Source organism: Psychrobacter sp. TWP2-1-2, assembly GCF_049896785.1.
Taxonomy (GTDB): domain Bacteria; phylum Pseudomonadota; class Gammaproteobacteria; order Pseudomonadales; family Moraxellaceae; genus Psychrobacter.
The window spans coordinates 45,702-67,463 of sequence record NZ_JAFCVA010000003.1; the positions used below are offsets into that span (position 1 = coordinate 45,702).

The following is a 21,762-nucleotide window of genomic DNA, read 5'->3' on the forward strand; positions in this document are numbered from 1 at the left end:
AGGTTTGCGATATAATTTATTTTCTATTAAATGTAAAATAAGGTCGTCTTATGAATCGTACACTGTGGTTAGTCATTGGCATCATTAGTATTCTTGGCGGTATCTTTGCATTTTTTAATCCTCTTAGCGCCACATTGGCCGCTGAGCAGTTAGCAGGTTTTATCTTCCTTTTAGTGGGTATATTACAGTTTATCGCCTTGTTCCGAGCACATAGTACCACTGGAAAAGTGCTGGCTGCCATCGGCGGTGTACTTGGTGTATTGATTGGTATTGAATTATTACAAGATCCGTTGCAAGGCATATTAACCTTGACCATGGTAATTGCTATTTTATTTATGGCAACAGGTATAGTCAGAGTTGTTGTTGCTTTCGGTCTACGTCGGACAGTGGCTTTTGTCCCCATATTACTCTCAGGTCTGCTCTCGATTATATTGGCTATCATGATATTTACCAGTTATCCGCAGTCAGCGACGTATATTCTTGGCATACTGTTAGCCGTCGAGTTGATATCTAACGGCATATCCTTAATTATGTATTCACGTATACAATCAATTGTGGTGCGCAATATATAAATTTAGTTCTAGCAATAAACAAAAAAGACGCTGCAAATAGCGTCTTTTTTTTATTTCATAATTTATTTGAATATCACATCTTAATAATGCGTAAAGCCTAAGTGCAATTTGTAGTACTTTATCCTTGTATACAAATCGTATTAAATCGGCTATAGCAGAAGATGAAAGAAAAAAAGATATTGAAAATAAAGCAGATGTGAGAGATTGAAAGAAGTGCGCTTGATTTGATATAAGCGCACGGGTCAGTATGGCAGCGTGTCATAATGATATATCAAGTGGTTTGGTTGAATTAACTAAGAAATCTTAATCCAGATGTTTTCAATGCCCATACCATCTCAACAAAGGCGCGGCTATTAGTCAAAGGTTCGCCATCGATGATGAGGGCGTAACCTGACCCATCAATCCATAAGAACACAAAGCTGGTCTCAGGAATCAATAAGTCAACTTGTTGAAAAAACGAGATGGCTTGGCTTTCGACCGCCCAGCCGCGTTGTTTTTGGCGGATCATAAAACCTGAAAAGTCAGCAGCAGCAACACTTAGCATGTCCGCTTCTTCTTGGCTGTAACCGATTCGTGCTAGGCAAAACCCTTCATCAGAGCCAATAGCGGCACGGCGTTTACCGGATAAGCTGGCAACCACATACGGTAAAAACTGGTCCAACGGCAGATTGGGTGCGGGTAACAACAAAGACAGCTTTTCAATCCAGCCGTGTTCTATAAAGCTCTGTAGCCATTCGTCAGAATAACGCTCAAGCCAATCAGCGGCGAGCAATGTCTGCCCATAGGACATTAAGTCTTGTAATGACAGCTGTTCATCAGTGGGCTCACTTTGTGAAAATGCCTCAAAAATACCGGCTGGAGTGAGGGTTAGATACGTTTTATCAGCATTTAAGTAAGAGGACATAGCGGCTACCATTGTGATGAAAGGGTTAAATCGGCGATAAATTAGGTCTTGATGGTCTGATCAAGATGCTGTTGACAGTTGTTCCAGCGCTCATCGAACTGCCAGTCGCTTTTACCCAAGCGAAACCATACTAACGAGAAGGCAAGTCGATCATTGCGAGCAATACAGTGAGCAAAGAATTCGTTTTCGATCTGCTCAATCGTGCCCCAATCCTTATCTTCACGCGCCTGCATGAGCTCAGCGGTGATGTCTTTGGATATCTCTTTGGCGTCATCGCTACTGATAAGCAATCGCTGTTTTTGCTCATTGAGAGACGGCGATATCAGGACACTCCAGCGAGTCGCCAGCATACTATTGCGTTGAATATATCGCTTCTTACTAATACAATCGCGAAACCCTTGCTGCACATGAGGGTACAAGCGATCTTTAATACGCGTAAACAGGTTATTTACATCGTAAGGGATGTCATACCAACAGCCATAAAAAAAGTCTGCGACGGCACCTTGTAGCGGCTCTTTTTCGGTTAAAAGTAATGCGGCATTGATACGTTGTTCATGAAAATGACGGTTATTGGGTGCCAAAAACACTTTACGCGAATATAAACGAAATACTCGGCGCGCCTCCATCTCATTTTCTTTGATAAGGTCTAAATCAGACATAATAGTGTCCTTTAAGTCATAGTATCTATTATATGGCTAACAGCTTATGGCTAATATCGTATGGTCAAAATGATATAGCCACTATTGAGCGACAATAGCCTATGACTTCACTAAGCGAAACGGTGCAACGTGCCAATTAATAAGTAGTAATTAATAATTAATCAAGTAAAGTTTGCATCAAATCTATCATAAATTCAGCATCTTCTTCGTCCATGGCTTCAAACCCTTGAGGCATGCCAAGTTCAGCCAATGCTTCTTTACCATCGTCATCATTATGCAAGTTCAGGATCGCATTCATGAATATTTCTGTATCAGGAAAGCCATCTTTAATCAGTAATACATGGCTAATATCTGCCAAATCACTTTCGATTAGCACTGACAGCTGAGTTTTGGTCAGGCGTGAAAAGCTATGAAAAATTTCTGCTAAGAAGAAGGCCGCTTGAGCATCACCTTTGATGACTTTACGGGCAGCTGCCTGATAAGTCTCAGTGATATCCCAGTTAAGATCAGATTCTTCTATATCCACGGCTTCTAGTAAGCGTAAGCCAATCAGCTTAACATCACGGTTGTCTGCCATTGCTACGGTCGCACCCGCTTTAATGTCTTCTAAGCGCTTGATATCACTGTTTGCCGCAGCAGCAATGACCATCTCATCCGATTTGCCGATAGGGCGTGCAACAGCGCGATAGCCTTGTTCACGGATCAAAGTAGCTGCATCAAATGGGTTGGCATAGATAACTTGAATGTCACCTGCCTCAATGATTTTCTCTTGTTCAGCATGTGAGGTAGGTATGTTCAGATGCATATTTAGGTTGGCACGTTTTTGAATCAAAATATTAAACATGTGCCAGCCTGCAAAACGCTCAGGAGAAAAATCAGGGGCGATTAACATATTGTGTGTCGTCATGATTTAGCCTTCCTCATTTTGATTCATTTGGGCATACTGAGCCATAGTCGCTTCGATTTTGCTACGTGATGGCTTACGGCGTACCGAGGTATAACCCACTGTTTCGCCGCGACGAATGTTTGGCACAACGGTCGCATAGACCCAATAGTGACTACCATCTTTGCATAAATTCTTAACGTAGCCATGCCATTTTTGCCCAGCCGCTGCGGTATCCCACAAATCTTTATAAGCGGCTTTTGGCATATCAGGGTGGCGCAAAATAGATTGTGGCTGACCAATAAGCTCATCAACGCTGTAGCCACTGATTTCGACAAAAGCATCGTTGACGTGAGTCAGCACACCATCCAAATCGGTGCGCGATACAATCAGCTTGCCATCAGGATAAGGGCGTTCAATACCAGTATCATAGACAGTCCGCGATGTACCATCATAATAAGTCAGAGTAATCTGCTCAGCGGGCATATCAGGCTTATGTGCATCAGGGATTGGAGAACCCATCGTAATCTCCTTTATTTATCGTTATATTTATAATGATTAAAAAGCCAATCTGGTGTGGTAGTTGTCGATAACATCATGTTGCCTTTCAGCTCAGTCGTCGTCCCAATATTTATCAGGCTATTATTCCATACAAATAATGTGTGCCATCTTAAATATTTTTTATGAGACAGTCACCTCATTTTGATTTAAAGTCATATTTATCAGTCGTGCTATGTGCTATATGACATTAAATAATAAAAAATGTGTTATCGACAAAAATCCAAATTTACCAGTTAGATAAGTTTTGCAAGGGCTTCTGAGGCACGCTTGATATCTAAGAATATCAAACCAAGTTTTGCATTCGGTTTTGCCATAATAGTAAGTACCGCTTCATCTCCAGATGAGGTCATAATCACGTAGCCTTTTTCACCTTGAATCATAATACGATCGATACTACCACGTGCCAACTCACGACCTGCGCGGTCACCCAATGACAATAAAGCCGCTGACATAGCGCCAACACGATCTTCATCAACGCCCGTTGGTAGTGCTGAGGCAATCATCAGACCATCGTTAGAAATAAGGGCAGATGCTTCAACATCGGCTGATGAGCTGTTTAGGTCTTCCAAAATTTGCTGGAATGAATCTGTACGCATATCGCTTTCTCTATGACGGGTTATTCAATTGATAAAATAACAGTTAGTAATGGTGGAGAATAAATGTTGATTAAGTCGGCTATTATAAACCCTTGCTGTTAATATTGATATACATCGGCTCAAGCAAAAAGCCAATTTTTTGGGTCTTTTATACCGTTTGGTGCTGATTATTGACCTTTCGTCTTTACTTAACGGTTATCAATACACAAATTTCCATTAATATTTGATTTATTGACCGATTAGAAAAACGAAAATTTTTTAGTAATACAGGACTATTTTTAGCACAATCAATGAGATCTGTAAGCTCATCAGTCGGCATCTCAAGGTGCTATGCAAAGGCGTACTCTAGACTGTACCAATAAAAATCGCTTATAACTTTTCATGATGGTGATATTTACTAGACTTATACGCCTCAAAAATGATATATATTATGAGATAAAAAATGTTCTTGTCTCTGAATGTGGCGTCTAGGCATAAATTCAGTCAGCTTTTTTAATCCCATTTGTCTCTACACAAGCCAGCGTGTCGGGGCAATTTCAGTTTTACACCAGTGTCTACAATCCTCTCGTTTGTTGTCATACGACGTGACATCGGTGTAAGTAAGCACGTTCACCATTTTTACCCTAAGGAAAAGATATGAGTATCAGTCAGGCCATCGAAAAAGTCGAAGCGCGTTATGCACATCAACCTGAATTCGTTCAAGCGGTAAAAGAAGTTGCAATTACGATTGCGCCGTTATACGACGCCCACCCAGAATATGATACTTTTAAAATATTTGAGCGCCTCGTTGAGCCTGACCGCGTTATTGCTTTTCGTATTAACTGGGAAAATGACCAAGGTGAAGTTCAGGTTAACCGCGGCTGGCGTGTCCAGTTCAGCAATGCCTTAGGTCCTTATAAAGGTGGCGTGAGATTTCATCCGACTGTCAACCAATCTGTGTTGAAGTTTTTAGGCTTTGAGCAAATTTTCAAAAACGCTTTGACTGGATTGCCAATGGGCGGCGGTAAAGGTGGCTCTGATTTTGATCCCAAAGGCAAAACAGACAGTGAAATCCGCCGTTTTTGCTATGCCTTTATGCGTGAGCTACATCACTATGTGAATAAAGACATCGATGTGCCCGCTGGTGACATTGGCGTGGGTGGGCGTGAAGTCAGCTATATGTTTGCTATGTATAAGAATTTAACGCATGAATACGGCGGCGTTTTGACCGGTAAAGGCGTTGGCTTCGGTGGGAGCTTGATGCGTACTGAGGCGACAGGTTATGGCGCGGTGTATTTCTTAGAAAACATGCTTACGGCGCAAAATGACGATATCAAAGGTAAGAGAGTATTGGTTTCAGGTGCTGGTAACGTCTCATTACATGCTGCTGAAAAAGCCCATATGCTGGGTGGCATCGTCGTTACTGTGTCAGACTCACAAGGGACTTTGTATGATGAAGCGGGTCTAAATCAAGAAAAAATTGATTGGCTCAAGGCGCAAAAAGCAAAAAGCAAACCGTTGGCTGAGTACGTCGATGTTTATGGTGGAGAGTGGTTTGCGAAGCAAAAGCCGTGGCAATTCAAAGGTGACATCGCGATTCCATCAGCGACGCAAAACGAAGTCAATGAAGAAGATGCCAAGCTCATGGTTGAAAATGGCATCACATACGTTGTCGAAGGTGCCAACATGCCATTGACTGCTGAAGCCATCGACTATATTCGTTTGCACCGGGTGCATTATGCCCCAGGTAAAGCCGCCAACGCGGGCGGTGTAGCAGTCTCTGCGCTTGAGATGTCACAAAACTCAGTCCGTCAGTATAAGAGCTTTGAGCAAATCGACTTGCGCCTCAAAAATATCATGAGAAATATCCATGACTGCGCAGCTGATGCCTCAGAACAGTATGGTCAAACGGATAATGGCTATATCAACTATATGGCTGGTGCAAATATCGTTGGCTTTAAACGAGTTGCTGATGCATTGGTTGCTTACGGTATTTTAAACTAAGCACTTTTATCATAGCCACCTATTAACGAATAACGCGTCTGTTTTAACGATAGGCGCGTTTTTTATGGATTAACTCTACCGTGAATAGTCAAAGTGGTTTTTATGAAGTGATACGATTGACCTATTGATAATGTGTGTTTTTTAAAAGATAATAATTTTAGAACACTCAATAAGATTAATTTTGTGGAGACCGTTATGAGCAAGATTTTCAAGCCATTTTCGCTAACGACTTTGGGTACTCGTGCTGCAGTAGTAGTGGGTGCGGCTATGTTAACTACGACAATCTATGCATCTACGCAGCAACCGCTAGCAAGTGAGGTGCAAGCCGCCAAAGCCAGTAGAATAAGCTTACAACAAGCAATAAATATTGCGGCGAAAAAGTCATCTGGTCTATTGATGAGTGCCAGCTTTGATCACGATGATGATAAAGCGCAAGGCGGTGTGTATGAGATGGAATTTGTAACCAGTAGCCGAAACTATGAAATCAAAATTGACGCCATGAATGGTAGAGTGATTAGTACGGATGTGGAACGATTAGACAGTGATGATCTGGTAGATTATAAGGCACTTAAACAAGCGAAGATTGATGTTAAACAGGCAATGAAAATTGCTGAAAAACAATCGGGCGGGCGTGTTATCGAGATTGAGTTTAAAAACGACCGAGATTATAGTGATCATGCGTCCTATTATGAAGCTGATATCCTCAAAGGTAATAGTATCATTTGGCTAAATGTTGATGCCAATACTGGCAGTGTATTTAACAATAAGTTTAAGAAATAGCTAAGTAAGTTAGACAGATAGATAGATAGATATGATAGATATGATAGGTATCGCTAATAGTCGTTTTTCTCGCTACTCAGTTTTTTTGAAAATGGGATAGCAAAGCTGTGCATTTATTATTAAAAAAGCCCCAATCATTCAATGACTGGGGCTTTTTTAATGTGAGTAGTTAGATAAATTCGCTATACTGTCTCACGCCACTTGCCTTGAACCATAATGCCGTTAATAGGGTTTAGTCCCATCTGATAAGCCAAATCCGCAGGGCGGGCGATATCCCATAGGACTAAATCTGCATCACAGCCAACTTCTATTTTACCTTTATTAGATAGCCCCAGCGCTTGTGCTGCATAAACGGTTGAGCCTGCCAGTACCTCTTCAGTCGTTAAGTAAAATAGCGTACAGCCCATGTTCATCGCAAGCAATAATGAGGTAAGCGGTGAGGTGCCAGGATTGCAGTCAGTTGAAATAGCCATAGGTACTTGGTGCCTGCGTAATGCCTCAATGGGTGGCAACTTAGTGTCACGTAGCGTATAAAATGCACCGGGCAATAGAACTGCAACGGTATTGCTTGCTGCCATTTTTTTAATGTCGTATTCTGATACATGCTCTAAATGGTCGCTTGATAAACCCTTATATTCAGCAACCAAGGCGCTGCCACCTATGTCAGATAATTGCTCAGAATGTAGTTTGACTGGTAGGTTTAATGAGCGTGCCACCTCAAAAACGCGTCTGATTTGATCGCTACTAAAGGCAATATTTTCACAAAAGCCATCGACCGCATCGACTAAGCCTTCTGAATGCAAGATGGGTAGCCACTCGCAGACTTGCTCGATGTATTCGTCTGTGCGGTCCTGCACGTGAGACTTGTATTCAGGTGGTAGGGCGTGCGCCGCTAGATACGTGGTGCTCACATGGATATTGTGCTTGTCACCAAGTTGGCGGGCAACCGTGAGCATTTTACGTTCGGTGTCTAAATCTAAACCGTAGCCCGATTTGATTTCGATACTGGTGACACCCTCTTTCATGAGTGCGATTAAGCGTTTTTCACTTTGTGCAAATAGCGATTCAATATCGGCAGCGCGGGTGGCAGTGACAGTTGAGACAATGCCGCCGCCTTGTGCCGCAATGTCTTGATAACTAGCACCTTGCAAACGTGCCTCGAACTCGTTACTGCGATTGCCACCATAAACGATGTGAGTGTGACAGTCGATAAGTCCAGGAGTTATCCATTTACCATCTACGTCTGTGATTTGGTGGTCTTGATAGTGAGTCAGATGAGCAGTGATTTGATTGTGCTCACCAATCCAAGCAATGCTGCCATTTTTAATACCGATAGCAGCATTGTTTAATTGACCATATGGGATGCTATTTGCATGTTCATCTGTATACATGCCAAAACTATACTGCGCTGAAAAAGTCGCAAGATTGGCATTGATAAAAATATGATCAAATGATGCCATGCTAGCATCGTCGAGCGTGATCTCTGTCGTATTATTGGAATCATCCATAATGTTCTCCTGATTATTTTGCAGGCAGTGATTTTTGTTAGTAAGACTTAGATGACCAGTAAATGCTGCTCTATAATAGTCGCTAATAGTCTTGCCGCAACTTTACAGCTACGTGCATCAATATCAAAGGTGGGATTAATCTCGGCAATGTCGGCCATTTTTACTTTACCAGTAGCCATAATAGTTTTTACCATGCGTTCAACAAAACCAAGCCCAATACCATAAGCCGCTGGGGCACTCACACCGGGTACAACACTGGCAGGCAAGCAGTCCATATCGATGGTCAGATAGACCACATCGACCTGATTGATAAAGCTGATAACCTGATCAGCAAGTATCTGCCAAGGCTGATAGTGACAGTCTTCATCACTGATAACATGCACACCCAATTGCTCAGCGCGATCGAAAAGCGCCGCCGTGTTAGAGAAGCGACTGACGCCAATACAGCAATAATGAAAGGGCTGACCATGTGCAACAAGGTGCTCGGCAATTTGGCGAAACGGTGTCCCAGAGGTCGCTACATCAGACTGACGAATATCAAGGTGGGCATCAAAATTAATAATTCCGATAGTAGGTGCTGTATGTGTGCTGATAGTTGTATCGTTTTGACTTTCTAAAGCCTGCCATAACCCTAAAAAGCTGCCGTAAGCGATGGCATGATCACCGCCCAATCCGATAGGCAAACCGCCTTGCTTGACGATAGCGCTCACTTCCTCAGCATATTTAATCTGAGCTTGTTCAAGAGTATTCGTGGCAAAGTCATCATCGTCGTGACAATGAATGTCACCAGCATCACCCAATAAGGTTGATAATTGTCCATCAAAGCGCTGTTGCAATTCAGCGATGACTGGCAGCGTAGCAAATGCTCGACGAATTAATGGCGGGGCTGCTCTAGCACCCACGCGGCCTTGATTACGTCTGACCCCTTGATCACATGCAAAGCCAATTAGCCCAATATTTTGACTCTCATAAGGCTGAGCAAGCTGATACCAATAGCGGGCGCGTACCGTCTCAAATGGCTCGGCGCGCCCTGTCCATTGGGTCATATCAGCAGGGGTGTGGCCAATGTGAGTGGTAGTCGTTGCTGTTGTTCTCGCTATTGTCATCGCTGTTCTCTGCCCATTAATATTTATTTAGACTCGTACCAATCGCTGCGTAGTGACTGCCAATGTTCAGCAAGCGTACCGTCTAATACCAACTGCTTGGCCGCTTCAATATCTGGGGCGAGGTAGCGATCTTTATCATAGAAAGTCACTTGCTCACGTAGTTTTTGATGCGCCACAGTCAAGGGCTCTGACGTATCTAATCCACGATGGAAATCGATACCTTGACCAGCAGCTAATAGCTCAATGCCAATGATGGTCGCGGTGTTTTGCGCCATCTCGTATAGGCGGCGTGCGCAATAGGTGGCCATCGATACATGGTCTTCTTGATTGGCAGAGGTTGGGATACTGTCGACACTGCCTGGGTGAGCGATAGATTTATTCTCTGATGCCAGCGCGGCTGCGGTCACATGGGCGATCATAAAGCCTGAGTTGACCCCAGCGTTATCAACCAAGAATGGCGGCAGACCACCTGACAGCGTCGCATCGATAAGTAAGGCCACACGGCGCTCAGACATAGAACCAATCTCGGCAATTGCCAAGGCTAAAATATCAGCGGCAAAAGCGACTGGCTCAGCATGGAAGTTACCACCTGATATAGCCACTGGGCCATCTTCGTTATTAAAAATTAGCGGATTGTCAGTGACGGCATTGGATTCGATTAGTAGCGTTTTACCTGCTTGATTGATGATATCAAGACAGGCACCCATGACTTGCGGCTGACAACGCAAGCAGTAAGGGTCTTGAACTCTATCGTCTTGCTCGCCATCATGTGAGGCACGAATGGCACTGCCTTTGATTAGCTGACGGTGTGCTTTGGCGATTTCAATTTGACCATGATGCCCACGCACGTCATGAATACGCGCATCAAATGGTGAATCCGATCCTTTGGCGGCATCAATCGACAGTGAGCCAACAATGGTGGCGGTCTCAAGCAAATCACGCGCTAAGAAATAACCCCGTAATGCCAATGCGGTTGAGACTTGAGTACCGTTGATAAGTGCGAGGCCTTCTTTGGCTGCTAGGGTAATTGGCTCAAGTCCATGTTGCGCTAAGGCATCAGCAGCTGGTATTTTTTTACCAGCGACAAACACGTCACCTTCACCCATCATTGCAAGCGTCATGTGTGATAAAGGCGCTAAATCACCAGAAGCACCAACAGACCCTTTTGCCGGAATGTTTGGCGTGATTTGATTATTGATTAAGGCAAGTAAGCTGTCCACTACCTCGCGGCGTACGCCTGATACACCTTGTGCTAGGCTGGCTACTTTCATGACCATAATCAGTCGTACCACGCTGGCAGGAAGTGCTTCACCAGTGCCTACTGAGTGAGAAACAATTAGGTTACGCTGAAGTAGCTCAAGCTGATCATCACTGATACGGGTCTTTGCTAACAGGCCAAAACCAGTATTGATGCCATAAGCGCTTTTGTCTCGGGCAATAATCGTACGCACATCTTCGTGTGAGGCATCGATGGCCTTATAAGCACTCTCAGGTAATGTCAATATGACAGGCTGCTCATAGATATCACGTAGCATCTTAAAGCTAAGCTGGCGAGGGTGTAGCGTTAATTGTTTGATATCGTTCATAGGGTGATCCTAGTATTGTAAGACATATGGGTTATATTATTTTTGATTCATGTCTTTGTTGAAATGACGTTTTTTAAATGTTTTTAGTTAACGTAATACCTGTTATTAAATTTGTTTTTTTAGCCAATCCAGTTGAAGTACATGGCTAGATGTCCGAATGCCGCAGCCAATAAAATACTGAGTACCACACGCTCAAACCAGATAATGACCATTTTGCCGACAGATAATGGTATTTCAGTGGCAAGCACACAAGGAATCATGGCAGAGAAAAACAACACGCTGCTAATAGAGATGACCCCTGCAACATAGCGAGTCAGTATATCAGCCTCACTGAGGAGCAGTGCTGGCAAGAACATTTCAGCCAATCCCGCTGACATACCTTTGGCGGCAACCAGAGGCTCTGGTAAGCCGCTAAGCCATGTGAATGGATAAAGAAGCAAGCCTAAAGCATCGAATACAGGCGTATACTTTGCTAATATCAATCCTGTCAAGCCAACCGCGATGATAGAAGGCACAATCGCCGCTGCCATCGTCAGCCCATCGCGAAAGTTAGACCATAAGATTTGTTTTAGGTCAGTGGCACGGCGTGAAGTGGACAAACCCAAATCAAATGCTGCCGCCAGACGTGTACCACGTTTATGGTCTAAAGCGGGACGTTCAACGCTATCATCAACAAGGCTAATGGGTGGAATACGAGCAGTAATCGCAGTGACGATAAAGGTAATCACTAGCGTAGACCAAAAGAACAGATTCCAAAACTCCATCAGACCAAGCGTTTTGGCAACGATGACCATAAATGCCGCTGATACGGTCGAAAATCCAGTCGCAATGATAATGGCTTCGCGCGCTGAATATTGCTTTTGCAAATACACGCGATTAGTAATGAGCAGCCCGATAGAGTAGCTACCAACAAAGGATGCGACCGCATCAATCGCTGATGAACCTGGGGTTTTCCAGATAGGTTTCATGATCGGCTGCATGAGCACACCGACCATCTCGAGCAAACCAAAACCCACCAAAAATGCTAAAATTAATGCCCCAAGCGGTACAATCATACCGACTGGTAATGCCAGTTTTTCAAACAAAAACGGCAGCATGTCGGCTTCCATCATAAAGGCAGGCGCTACGTCAGCAACATACATCACTGCTAGTATCAGACCAATGATTTTAAAAGCAGTCATAATCATGTGGGTGATGTTTTTACGCCATGAGCCGTCTATAAATGGCTTGCTTACCCCAAAGATCATCAGTAAAAACAATAACGTCACAGACAATGTATGCTGCTGATTGACCAGATAAGTTGCCCCATGATCGAACAAAATCGTGCTTTTCTCATCGATGGTAAATGGCACAAAAAACATTATCAAACCGATAGCACTAAAGATTATCAATTGCATTAACGCTATAGGTTTAGACAGTAGTGCTTCAGTTGGTGTTGCTGCTGCATCCTTGAGATTTAGTGTCGTATTTTGCTCAATCACATTATCCTCCTTGATAAAATGTCGATGATATCCTTATGTCAAATAATCACTTATAAGGATAAAGGGTATGCTACTTAATCATCGGCAGATTCAGACCATAATCTTTCGCTGTTTTAATCGCCAGATCATAACCTGCATCGGCGTGACGCATAACACCTGAGCCGCAATCATTGACTAGCACTCGTGCCAAGCGTTTGGCTGCGCTATCTGTACCGTCAGCGACGATGACCATGCCAGAATGCTGCGAGTAACCCATGCCAACGCCGCCGCCATGATGCAATGATACCCAAGTGGCACCGCCTGCGACATTCAGCATACCGTTCAATAATGCCCAGTCAGATACCGCATCTGAGCCATCTTTCATGCTTTCCGTTTCGCGGTTTGGGCTGGCAACAGAACCCGTATCCAAGTGGTCACGACCAATGACAATAGGGCCTTTTAGCTCGCCGTTTTTGACCATTTCATTGAATGCGAGCCCTGCTTTGTCACGCTCACCCAATCCTAACCAGCAGATACGGGCAGGTAAGCCCTGAAACTGAATACGCTCTTTTGCCATATCTAACCAGCGATGGATATGTTGGTTTTCAGGGAACAGCTCTTTGATTTTTTGATCTGTCTTATAGATATCTTCTGGATCACCTGACAGCGCCACCCAGCGGAAGGGGCCTTTGCCTTGGCAGAACAGCGGACGAATATAAGCGGGGACAAAACCTGGGAAATTAAAGGCATCTTTAACGCCTTCATCAAAAGCCACCTGACGGATATTATTACCATAATCGGTCGTTGGAATGTCCATTGCCTGCAAGTCTAGCATCGCCTGTACGTGTACGGCACAAGACTGAGCGGCTGCTTTGGTGAGTGCTGCATGTTGCTCTGAATCTTCTTGTGCAGCTTTCCATTCTTCTACTGTCCAGCCAACTGGCAAGTAACCATTGATTAAGTCATGTGCTGAGGTTTGATCGGTGACCAAATCAGGCTTCATGCCACCATCGTGCGCACGCTTGACCATCTCAGGTAGGATATCTGCGGCATTACCAAGTAGGGCAATAGAGACCGCTTCACCTGCGTCGGTATGCTGTTTGATCAATTCATAAGCATGGTCGAGATCATCGGCTTGCTTATCGACATAACCAGTACGCAAGCGGAAATCGATACTAGACTGTTGGCACTCAATGTTCAGTGAAGTTGCCCCTGCAAAAGTAGCCGCAAGTGGCTGCGCGCCGCCCATACCGCCCAGACCCGCGGTTAAAATCCAACGTCCTGCCCAGCTACCATCATAATGCTGACGACCTGCTTCTACAAAGGTCTCGTAAGTACCTTGGACGATGCCTTGCGTGCCAATATAAATCCAGCTACCCGCGGTCATTTGACCATACATCATCAAGTCTTTGCGATCGAGCTCGTTAAAGTGCTCCCACGTGGCCCAGCGTGGTACAAGGTTAGAGTTTGCAATCAATACACGCGGGGCATTTTCGTGCGTTTGAAACACGCCAACTGGCTTGCCTGATTGCACGAGCAACGTCTCATCGTCTTCCAATTCTTTTAATGACGCTAAGATTTGATCGTAGCTTTCCCAATTGCGGGCTGCGCGTCCGATACCACCGTAGACGACTAAGCTTTTTGGGTTTTCGGCCACATCAGGATGCAAATTGTTTTGCAGCATACGATAAGGCGCTTCGGTTAGCCAGCTTTTACAATGTAGAGTACTGCCAGTGGGCGAGGCGATTTCGCGGCTCTCATCACGGCGAGTCAGCTTAGTCTCTTTATTGGTTCCATGGTTAGTAGTCATTATCATATCCTTGTGATATCTGTTAAGACGATAAAGTAATCAAAGTAAGTGTTTTACCGTCAGTCTATAAATTCAGCGAAACATCGATTAGATGACGCAGATTTTTTAGCACTGTCGTAAAGTTGTATATACAAATTATCAAAGATACTTTTTTCATGCAAGCAATATTTTATGAATGACTCAATTATTTTTGTGAGGGTTTTGGTAGATAGATAAATGTCACAGTGTTTTGCCAAGGTTCATGACGTTATCTCGTGATAGTATGGCGCTACTATTATTGGTAAAACTAACGGTTAAACACGGACATGAAAAAGACGATTCCGGCATATCAGCGCATAAAAAACGCCATATTAGACAATATTCACTCGGGTAAATGGCAAGCGGGCAATGCAATTTCTACAGAAATGGCGTTGGCAAAAGAGTTTGGCGTATCGCGTATGACGGTCAATCGCGCTCTAAAAGAGCTGAGCGAAGAGCGAGTGCTAGAGCGCCGGCAAGGGTCGGGGACGTTTGTCGCCCAGCAGCAGTTCAATCACACTTTTGTAGAAGTACGCAATATCGCGCAGGATTTAAAATCTGCCAACCGCGATTATCAGGCGCAAGTGGTGAGTAAACGCATACTTACGGCTGCGATGTTAGACGATGAATTACGGCGTAAATTTGATATTGATGAAGTAGCTGTGTCTTCTAATACAAACGCTGATACAACCGTAATGGATGACAGTACTGGCGCAGATAGTAGCAGCGACGTTGCTGTTTTATACGAGGTAAAAATCATTCACTTTGCGGATGGTCAGCCCATACAGTTCGAAGAGCGCTGGGTGGATGCGCAAAAGGTGCCAGAATTTATTGAGCAGGATTTTAGTGTGGTCAATACCAGTGATTATCTCATTGCCAAAAGTCCACTAGAGCGCGGCAGCTATACCATTCGTGCACTGGCGGCACCAGATGAGATTGCTGCGCTACTGCAAATCGCACCGCAGTCACCGACATTGGTATTGCGTCGTCAGACGTATTCAGCAGGTCGAGTATTGACCTTTGTGAAGATGTGGCATGCAGGCGATCGTTATCAATTCTCTGGTGAATTATAATAGTCTTACGCATGCTCACTGTTTTTGTACGTTTATTCTTTCTGAAGTGCGCTAGTATATGAATAAATGGCTATTTAATTGGCAATAATAACGTTAATATCTGCCTAAAAAATGTCCAAAAATTCAAAGATAATATAGAAACAGTATTGAAAAATATGCTGATCATCCTCAAATCGAGCAGCCAAAGCTAAATAATGCGGCGCAAATACTTTATTATAGTATTTGCCTGTGCTGGTCTTATCCTTATTTGTTGCTATGGTTTTATTGGCACGATACCTTTTTGCATTATTCATTCACTCTTATAAGGACGTCTTATGAAACGTCGTACTCTTTTAGCACTTGCCGCCAGTACTATGCTACTTGCCGCTTGTGGTCAGTCTACTACCAATGAAGCAGAAACCAATGCGACAGACAGTGCCGCGACGGGTGGCTCTGATTTACTGCAACGTATCAATAATGGTGGCACCATCAACGTCGGTACAGAGGGTACTTATCCGCCATTCACTTATCATGATGAGAGTGGCAAGCTAACTGGCTATGATGTCGAAGTGACACGTGCGGTTGCGGATAAACTGGGCGTAGACGTCGAATTTAAAGAGACCCAGTGGGATGCTATGCTGGCAGGTCTTGACTCAAAACGCTTCGATATGGTGGCAAATCAAGTAAGCTTGACCACGCCTGAGCGTTTGGCTAAGTATGACAAAGCCATGCCATATAGCTGGTCGGGCGCGGTTGTACTAGCACCGACTGATGACAATCGTTATAGCTCGTGGGAAGGTTTAAAAGGTCTGCGTACTGCGCAATCACTGAGCAGCAACTATGGTGAGCTTGCAGAACGCTACGGCGCAGAAATCGTCCCTGTCGATGGTATGGCGCAAGCGATTCAACTGGTTAAGCAAGACCGTGCTGACTTCACGATGAATGACAATCTGGCAGTATTGGATTATCTCAAAAAATTCCCAGATGCAGCACTTGAGATCAAGCTGACAGCGCCTGCGAGTGAGCAGACTGGTTCAGGTCTAGTACTCATCAAAGGGGATGACGCTGTGGTGGCAAAATTGAATGAAGCAATGGTCGCATTAGCAGCTGATGGGACGCTGACCAAGCTTAGCGAAGAGTTCTTTGGTGCTGATATAAGTCAACAAAAATAATGCTAGCGTCTATCACGTCAATGCTAGCTGAGTTACTGGCACTACTACCATTTATGGATCCTGCGCGGGCGCAAATTGTCATCAATTCATTTTGGCCAATGCTTAAAGGCGGTATTTATTATTCGATACCGCTGGCGTTGATCTCATTTGCGATTGGTATGGCTATTGCGCTGATAGTGGCGCTGATTCGTATCGTACCGCGTGCTGGCTGGTTCCATGAAATCATATACAGACTTGCGCGTATTTATGTGTCCGCCATTCGCGGGACACCAATGCTGGTTCAGCTATTTATTATTTTCTATGGCTTGCCAAGTATCGGGGTAAAGCTTGATCCTTTTCCCTCAGCGATTATTGCCTTTTCGCTAAATATTGGCGCTTATGCATCGGAGACGGTGCGTGCCTCTATTTTGTCCATTCCAAAAGGGCAGTGGGAAGCAGGCTCGACCGTAGGCTTGACGTATCTACAAACCTTTCGCCATGTCATTTTGCCGCAAGCACTTCGGGTGTCAGTACCCCCGTTATCCAATACCTTTATTAGCCTAGTAAAAGACACGTCTTTGGCGTCATTGGTATTGGTAACCGAGCTATTTAAACAGGCGCAAATCATCACGGCACGTAACTATGAATTTATGTTGGTCTACACCGAAGCGGCGATTATTTATTGGGGTATTTGTCTGTTCTTAACCTTTATTCAAGGTAAGCTTGAAACCAGACTTGATCGCTACGTGGCGAAATAAACCCTTGATAATTTGGACAGCATAGGATGGTAATGCCGCGTCGATAAGCGTGTGTTATTAGCAAACAGATATCAGTACAACAGGAAGCTTTATGATTCAAGTCACTAATATTCACAAAGCTTTTGGTGGCAATCAAGTGCTTAAAGGCATCGACTTGACCATCGAAAAAGGCAAGGTAGTGGTGATATTAGGACCGTCAGGGTCTGGTAAAACCACTTTTTTACGCTGCTTGAATGCGCTGGAAATTCCTGATCAAGGCATCATTGCTTTTGATGATGGTAGCTTAACGGTTGATTTCGCTACCAAGCCTAAGAAAAAAACATTGCTGGCGCTGCAGCGTAAATCAGGCATGGTATTTCAGTCTTATAACTTGTTTCCACACAAGACCGCGATTGAGAATTTAATGCTTGGGCCGACGGTAGTGCAAGGGCAAACTAAGGCGCAAGCCCGCGAACAGGCACTGGCATTACTTGATAAAGTAGGCTTATCGGATAAGGCAGATCTGTATCCGTTCCAGCTCTCTGGTGGTCAGCAGCAACGTATTGGCATTGCTCGTGCACTGGCTATCGAGCCGTCATTATTATTATTTGATGAGCCAACGTCTGCGCTCGATCCTGAATTGGTACAAGATGTACTGGGCACGATGAAGCAACTGGCATCTGAAGGCTGGACGATGGTCGTTGTGACTCATGAGATTAAATTTGCTCGTGATGTGGCGGATCATGTGGTGTTAATTGAGGATGGTCATGTGGTCGAAGAAGGTAGCGCTAAGCAGATGTTTGAAGTGTCTACTCATCCACGTACGCAGGCCTTTTTGCAGCGTATTGAACAGTAATATTATCAAGACAATCCAAGTTATTTAGCAACTGTCTATGGTGTCAATGCTTTGCTCTAAAGTAACGTTCCAATAAAAAATCTCCAGCTATTAATTATAGTTGGGGATTTTTTTCGTTTGATAATACAGATATAAAACTATTTAAAACAATCAAAAGTCACCACTAAATTCTTTGTCGTCTTTTTAGCCAGCGTGGTACGCGAGTGGCAGTGCCGTTTAATATGGCATTAAATAAAGCTGCCAGTAAGATTAACACCACGCCCACATATTGAATCCAAGATAAGGATTGATGCAGTAATAGTATGGCAAGGGCAATGGCAGTCAATGGCTCAAAAATCGTAAATACTGATGCACGAGTGGCAGGTAATTTCTCTAATGCTTTCATATAAAGGGCAAAGGGCACGACGGTTCCAATCAAAGACAACCCTAAAGCATAGCCCCACGTATGTAAAGGTAAGCTCAATAACCGCCCATAGGTTTGATAGGTTTCAGGTAATAAGAGCAGTACACCAGCACTGATGATAATAGAGGTAAAAAACACCAAAGGCGCAGGGTGAGCATCGTGCATCGCGCGCTTGCCCAGTACCCCGTATAAGGAATAACAGACGCCTGCTAGCAGTCCTAATAGGATGCCCCAGTTGACTTGCGCTTGCTCACCAAGCATCGTCAATCCAACACCAAATACCGCCATGAGCGCCAGTAATGCCGACTGGCGAGTGATAGATTCATCAAGCAAGAATGCGGAAAACAATAAGCTAAATACAGGCGCAGTATAAAGCAAGGCAACCGCAGGGCCAGCACCGACATAGATCACAGCAAAAAAGTAGCATACCGACATACCAAGTACGCCAATCAAAGACTGCAATGCCAGCCCAAGCCACTGCTTTCGACGAAGCTTGATAAGATGCGGCCATAATTTTGGTAGCATGACAAGAATAAGAAAAGCCGCGGTCACGATACGTAAGATCGTAATCTGCCAGCCACTAAAGCCGATTTGATTGAGGTAGGTCGAGAATATCCCCAAGGTACCCCAGCAGACAGCGGCTGTGATAATTTGAATGGTGCCTATCCATGACTGACGTGCTGACATTACGCCATCGGTATTTGCCATATAGCTCTCTATTTTTATGTTATATCAAAACCTATGCCCAAACTCAAAACCTCAAACTTTCCAAGCCTTGTAGCTAATGGCGTCATACAATACTGAAATAAGAAAAAGACAACCCGAGTAAGGGCTGTCTTTTGTTTGTTTTTTCAGTCTATCATTAAAGCGTTAATTAAGTTCGAACACAAGTCAGTTAGACATAAAATTCAATTTATTTGAGTTAGAGGTACGCTTGTTTTTAGCTTATGTCTTTAGCTTATCACCCTTTGGTGTCATATCCCCCAAACTTAAGCATCAAGATTTACACTTGTAGTAAAAAATTCGTCAGCAAGCGTTTGGCACCTTCCGTCGCAAATGACTCTGGGTGAAACTGCACACCTTGAATGGGATAGTCTTTATGCTGTAGTCCCATAATCTCCTCACCTGCTAGCGCAGATTCGGTTAGGCTGAACTCAGCATGAGCATTATTGGCGACGACAGCTGTGACAGTCAAGCAATCTGGTAAGGTATCCGCTTTTACCATCAAGGAGTGGTAACGCATGATTTCAATCTCTTGTGGCAAGCCTTGATAGACACCCGCGCCATCATGGCGAATGGAGGATACCTTGCCATGCATCGGCACGCTCGCCCGTACCACATCGCCGCCGAACACATGCGCAATCCCTTGCATACCTAAGCAGACACCCAATAGCGGCGTCGTCTTACCCATGACTTCAATCACTTCGGCACAAATACCGAAGTAGGCAGGGTCGTCAGGAGCGCCAGGGCCCGGTGAAATGATAATGCGGTCAAGATTCATTGCCTGTACATCTGCTAACGTTATCTCATTATTACGTTTAACAATGACGTTTGTGGCTTTATCGCCGTCCATCGTCTGCAAAATCTCACCGATATATTGGTAAAGATTAAAGGTAAAGGAGTCGTAGTTATCTATAATTAAAACATTCATGGGTTATCAACTCTTTGGCAAAATATAAACAATTTACGGGTTCATAAAACTGTCTAATACCACTTTCATGGCAGACAATTTACGCTGAATTTCTAGATATTCATCAGCAGGATTGGAGTCATAGACATTACCACCACAGGTCTGCGCATAAGCGGATTCGCCGTTGATGAATAGGCTGCGAATAGGAATAGCAAAGATACAATCGCCATTGAAATTAAACGATCCAAGCGCACCACCATAAGCACCGCGACCATCTGGCTCCAGCTCATTGATGACTTTAATCGCTTCAACTTTTGGTGCGCCTGACAACGTCCCAGCAGGGAAGTTACTGGCAAGGGCGCTAAACATATCTTCATTAGGATGTAAAATTCCGACGATCTCAGAAGAGATATGTTGCACGTGAGAGAAGCGTTTGATATCCATGAGGCTACGTACTTTTACCGTACCAAATTGTGCCACACGGCCGATATCATTGCGGTGCAAATCGACTAGCATATTGTGCTCGGCAATTTCTTTGGCATCGTTTAGTAAGGCGCGGGCAAGCTGTCGGTCTTCGATGACATCGACACCGCGCTTGGCAGTACCTGCTAGTGGATAGGTTTCCATCTCACCTTGACGCAAGCGAAACAGCAGTTCAGGCGAGGCACCAATGATGCACTGCTGGGCAAATTTCATAAAATACATATGCGGCGACGGATTGACCGACCGCAATTTTTCATAAATGGGCATTTTATCGCCGGCAATACGGTATTTGGATTTAAAACCTACCTCACACTGAAAGATACGCCCTGAGATGATGTCTTCTTTGACTTGCATGACAGCTTTTGCATGCTCTTCTGGACTCATGCCGTCACCCAAAAACTCAACTGTAGGCGGCTCATAGCTTGGAATTTGCTCATCAAGTAGCGCTTTGATTTGCTCGATGCGATTTTCTTGCTGCGCAGTTGGATAATAAAAGTAGAAAATCTCACCGGTCATCTTATCGAGCGTTAGACCATCCAAATATACGCCAAATTTAAAGGGTTCAAAGTCATCGCTCGCTTTAGCATTGAGACTGGGTTCAAAGAAATTGACACTGTCGTAACCCAAATAACCGACAAGACCACCGCTTTGGTCGCGAGCAATGACGTGCTGCGGCGTAATTTTGCGCAGTAGCTCGTAAGGATTATCCGTTTGATAATGAGTGGTTTCAGCGGTTTTATTATCAGTAATCGCGAGGGTTGTACGATCGATGGCAGCAATGGTCATCACTGGATCAAAACCAATCGCATGATGCCGCGCCATATGTCCATCTTCGCCCAATGATTCAAGCAGATAACAGGTCTCAAAAGCGCGCTCAATACGTTTGAACAACGCAAAAAAATCAATATCCTGCGTGAGTTTAATGCGCTGTGGTTTACTAGGGATATCAATAGCAGCAGGTTGGTTAGGTTTTGAATTAGGAGAGATCATAACAATATCCAAATTGGTTCAATGGTTGATCAAA

General features: G+C 44.2%; 20 protein-coding genes. 7 read left to right on the forward strand and 13 right to left on the reverse strand.

All coding sequences use genetic code 11. The features are described 5' to 3' along the window. The first annotated feature begins 50 nt into the window (after positions 1-50). The gene (locus ACP7AE_RS03690) at positions 51-572 is read left to right on the forward strand and encodes a DUF308 domain-containing protein (protein WP_055124633.1); all 522 of its coding nucleotides are present in this window, start codon (positions 51-53) and stop codon (positions 570-572) included. A gap of 289 nt (positions 573-861) precedes the next feature. Here ACP7AE_RS03690 and ACP7AE_RS03695 read toward each other — a convergent pair whose 3' ends face one another. The 5 genes from ACP7AE_RS03695 to ACP7AE_RS03715 all read right to left on the reverse strand — a co-directional run bounded on the left by ACP7AE_RS03695 (position 862) and on the right by ACP7AE_RS03715 (position 4,175). Beyond that, positions 862-1,476 carry a hypothetical protein gene (locus ACP7AE_RS03695; RefSeq protein WP_055124632.1) on the reverse strand — a complete coding sequence of 205 codons (615 nt, stop codon included), beginning with the start codon at positions 1,474-1,476 and terminating at the stop codon, positions 862-864. A 41-nt stretch (positions 1,477-1,517) separates the two neighbouring features. Next, a complete protein-coding gene (locus ACP7AE_RS03700) occupies positions 1,518-2,135 on the reverse strand; it encodes a hypothetical protein (RefSeq protein ID WP_060491697.1) in 618 nt (205 codons plus the stop codon). A gap of 157 nt (positions 2,136-2,292) precedes the next feature. Next, positions 2,293-3,042 (reverse strand): PhnD/SsuA/transferrin family substrate-binding protein, encoded by a 750-nt coding sequence (locus ACP7AE_RS03705; RefSeq protein WP_055124630.1) that lies wholly within the window; start codon positions 3,040-3,042, stop codon positions 2,293-2,295. 3 nt (positions 3,043-3,045) lie between these two features. Then, a complete protein-coding gene (locus ACP7AE_RS03710; protein ID WP_426241433.1) occupies positions 3,046-3,540 on the reverse strand; it encodes a PAS domain-containing protein in 495 nt (164 codons plus the stop codon). A gap of 272 nt (positions 3,541-3,812) precedes the next feature. After that, complete coding sequence (locus ACP7AE_RS03715; RefSeq protein ID WP_010201036.1) at positions 3,813-4,175, reverse strand: roadblock/LC7 domain-containing protein; 363 nt, start codon at positions 4,173-4,175, stop codon at positions 3,813-3,815. 636 nt (positions 4,176-4,811) lie between these two features. Here ACP7AE_RS03715 and gdhA point away from each other — a divergent pair. Further along, positions 4,812-6,158, forward strand: a complete 1,347-nt coding sequence (gdhA, locus tag ACP7AE_RS03720) for an NADP-specific glutamate dehydrogenase (protein ID WP_055124628.1) — start codon at positions 4,812-4,814, stop codon at positions 6,156-6,158. Between the two features lie 195 nt (positions 6,159-6,353). Further along, positions 6,354-6,938 (forward strand): PepSY domain-containing protein, encoded by a 585-nt coding sequence (locus ACP7AE_RS03725; protein WP_426241435.1) that lies wholly within the window; start codon positions 6,354-6,356, stop codon positions 6,936-6,938. A 182-nt stretch (positions 6,939-7,120) separates the two neighbouring features. On the opposite strand, the gene hutI is transcribed toward ACP7AE_RS03725, so the two are convergent. The 5 genes from hutI to hutU form a co-directional block, all read right to left on the reverse strand. Then, a complete protein-coding gene (gene hutI / locus ACP7AE_RS03730; protein WP_201540234.1) occupies positions 7,121-8,446 on the reverse strand; it encodes an imidazolonepropionase in 1,326 nt (441 codons plus the stop codon). 47 nt (positions 8,447-8,493) lie between these two features. Further along, positions 8,494-9,552, reverse strand: a complete 1,059-nt coding sequence (hutG, locus tag ACP7AE_RS03735; protein WP_426241438.1) for a formimidoylglutamase — start codon at positions 9,550-9,552, stop codon at positions 8,494-8,496. A 23-nt stretch (positions 9,553-9,575) separates the two neighbouring features. After that, entirely contained in the window at positions 9,576-11,138 is a 1,563-nt protein-coding gene (hutH, locus tag ACP7AE_RS03740) for a histidine ammonia-lyase (protein ID WP_426241440.1), read from the reverse strand. 119 nt (positions 11,139-11,257) lie between these two features. Continuing rightward, complete coding sequence (locus ACP7AE_RS03745; RefSeq protein WP_426241442.1) at positions 11,258-12,619, reverse strand: YjiH family protein; 1,362 nt, start codon at positions 12,617-12,619, stop codon at positions 11,258-11,260. Between the two features lie 70 nt (positions 12,620-12,689). Next, positions 12,690-14,408: a urocanate hydratase gene (gene hutU / locus ACP7AE_RS03750; protein WP_426241444.1), complete on the reverse strand. Its 1,719-nt coding sequence runs from the start codon at positions 14,406-14,408 to the stop codon at positions 12,690-12,692. A gap of 305 nt (positions 14,409-14,713) precedes the next feature. On the opposite strand from hutU, the gene ACP7AE_RS03755 reads away from it, so the two are divergent. The 4 genes from ACP7AE_RS03755 (at position 14,714) to ACP7AE_RS03770 (ending at position 18,222) form a co-directional block, all read left to right on the forward strand. Continuing rightward, a complete protein-coding gene (locus ACP7AE_RS03755) occupies positions 14,714-15,499 on the forward strand; it encodes a UTRA domain-containing protein (RefSeq protein WP_426241446.1) in 786 nt (261 codons plus the stop codon). A gap of 314 nt (positions 15,500-15,813) precedes the next feature. After that, entirely contained in the window at positions 15,814-16,650 is an 837-nt protein-coding gene (locus tag ACP7AE_RS03760; protein WP_426241448.1) for a transporter substrate-binding domain-containing protein, read from the forward strand. After that, complete coding sequence (locus ACP7AE_RS03765; RefSeq protein ID WP_055124618.1) at positions 16,650-17,387, forward strand: amino acid ABC transporter permease; 738 nt, start codon at positions 16,650-16,652, stop codon at positions 17,385-17,387. Before ACP7AE_RS03760 ends, ACP7AE_RS03765 begins: the two co-directional genes overlap by 1 nt. A 91-nt stretch (positions 17,388-17,478) precedes the next feature. Further along, entirely contained in the window at positions 17,479-18,222 is a 744-nt protein-coding gene (locus tag ACP7AE_RS03770) for an amino acid ABC transporter ATP-binding protein (protein WP_060491687.1), read from the forward strand. A gap of 163 nt (positions 18,223-18,385) precedes the next feature. Here the strand turns inward: ACP7AE_RS03770 and ACP7AE_RS03775 are convergent, their stop codons facing one another. The 3 genes from ACP7AE_RS03775 to ACP7AE_RS03785 all read right to left on the reverse strand — a co-directional run bounded on the left by ACP7AE_RS03775 (position 18,386) and on the right by ACP7AE_RS03785 (position 21,728). Further along, positions 18,386-19,333, reverse strand: a complete 948-nt coding sequence (locus ACP7AE_RS03775) for a DMT family transporter (protein WP_060491686.1) — start codon at positions 19,331-19,333, stop codon at positions 18,386-18,388. Between the two features lie 295 nt (positions 19,334-19,628). Next, positions 19,629-20,276, reverse strand: coding sequence for an anthranilate synthase component II (locus ACP7AE_RS03780; RefSeq protein WP_426241451.1), 648 nt, complete (start codon positions 20,274-20,276; stop codon positions 19,629-19,631). Between the two features lie 33 nt (positions 20,277-20,309). Then, positions 20,310-21,728 (reverse strand): anthranilate synthase component I family protein, encoded by a 1,419-nt coding sequence (locus ACP7AE_RS03785; RefSeq protein ID WP_426241453.1) that lies wholly within the window; start codon positions 21,726-21,728, stop codon positions 20,310-20,312. Positions 21,729-21,762: the final 34 nt, after the last annotated feature.

Bases quoted from the DNA above. Each gene is read 5' to 3' on its own strand.
- ACP7AE_RS03700 (WP_060491697.1), bottom strand. From the start codon at position 2,135: ATGTCTGATTTAGACCTTATCAAAGAAAATGAGATGGAGGCGCGCCGA.
- ACP7AE_RS03785 (WP_426241453.1), bottom strand. From the start codon at position 21,728: ATGATCTCTCCTAATTCAAAACCTAACCAACCTGCTGCTATTGATATC.
- hutH (WP_426241440.1), bottom strand. From the start codon at position 11,138: ATGAACGATATCAAACAATTAACGCTACACCCTCGCCAGCTTAGCTTT.
- ACP7AE_RS03780 (WP_426241451.1), bottom strand. From the start codon at position 20,276: ATGAATGTTTTAATTATAGATAACTACGACTCCTTTACCTTTAATCTT.
- ACP7AE_RS03755 (WP_426241446.1), top strand. From the start codon at position 14,714: ATGAAAAAGACGATTCCGGCATATCAGCGCATAAAAAACGCCATATTA.
- hutU (WP_426241444.1), bottom strand. From the start codon at position 14,408: ATGACTACTAACCATGGAACCAATAAAGAGACTAAGCTGACTCGCCGT.
- ACP7AE_RS03715 (WP_010201036.1), bottom strand. From the start codon at position 4,175: ATGCGTACAGATTCATTCCAGCAAATTTTGGAAGACCTAAACAGCTCA.
- ACP7AE_RS03770 (WP_060491687.1), top strand. From the start codon at position 17,479: ATGATTCAAGTCACTAATATTCACAAAGCTTTTGGTGGCAATCAAGTG.
- hutI (WP_201540234.1), bottom strand. From the start codon at position 8,446: ATGGATGATTCCAATAATACGACAGAGATCACGCTCGACGATGCTAGC.
- ACP7AE_RS03710 (WP_426241433.1), bottom strand. From the start codon at position 3,540: ATGGGTTCTCCAATCCCTGATGCACATAAGCCTGATATGCCCGCTGAG.
- hutG (WP_426241438.1), bottom strand. From the start codon at position 9,552: ATGACAATAGCGAGAACAACAGCAACGACTACCACTCACATTGGCCAC.
- ACP7AE_RS03760 (WP_426241448.1), top strand. From the start codon at position 15,814: ATGAAACGTCGTACTCTTTTAGCACTTGCCGCCAGTACTATGCTACTT.
- ACP7AE_RS03725 (WP_426241435.1), top strand. From the start codon at position 6,354: ATGAGCAAGATTTTCAAGCCATTTTCGCTAACGACTTTGGGTACTCGT.
- ACP7AE_RS03705 (WP_055124630.1), bottom strand. From the start codon at position 3,042: ATGACGACACACAATATGTTAATCGCCCCTGATTTTTCTCCTGAGCGT.
- ACP7AE_RS03775 (WP_060491686.1), bottom strand. From the start codon at position 19,333: ATGGCAAATACCGATGGCGTAATGTCAGCACGTCAGTCATGGATAGGC.
- ACP7AE_RS03690 (WP_055124633.1), top strand. From the start codon at position 51: ATGAATCGTACACTGTGGTTAGTCATTGGCATCATTAGTATTCTTGGC.
- ACP7AE_RS03695 (WP_055124632.1), bottom strand. From the start codon at position 1,476: ATGTCCTCTTACTTAAATGCTGATAAAACGTATCTAACCCTCACTCCA.
- gdhA (WP_055124628.1), top strand. From the start codon at position 4,812: ATGAGTATCAGTCAGGCCATCGAAAAAGTCGAAGCGCGTTATGCACAT.
- ACP7AE_RS03765 (WP_055124618.1), top strand. From the start codon at position 16,650: ATGCTAGCGTCTATCACGTCAATGCTAGCTGAGTTACTGGCACTACTA.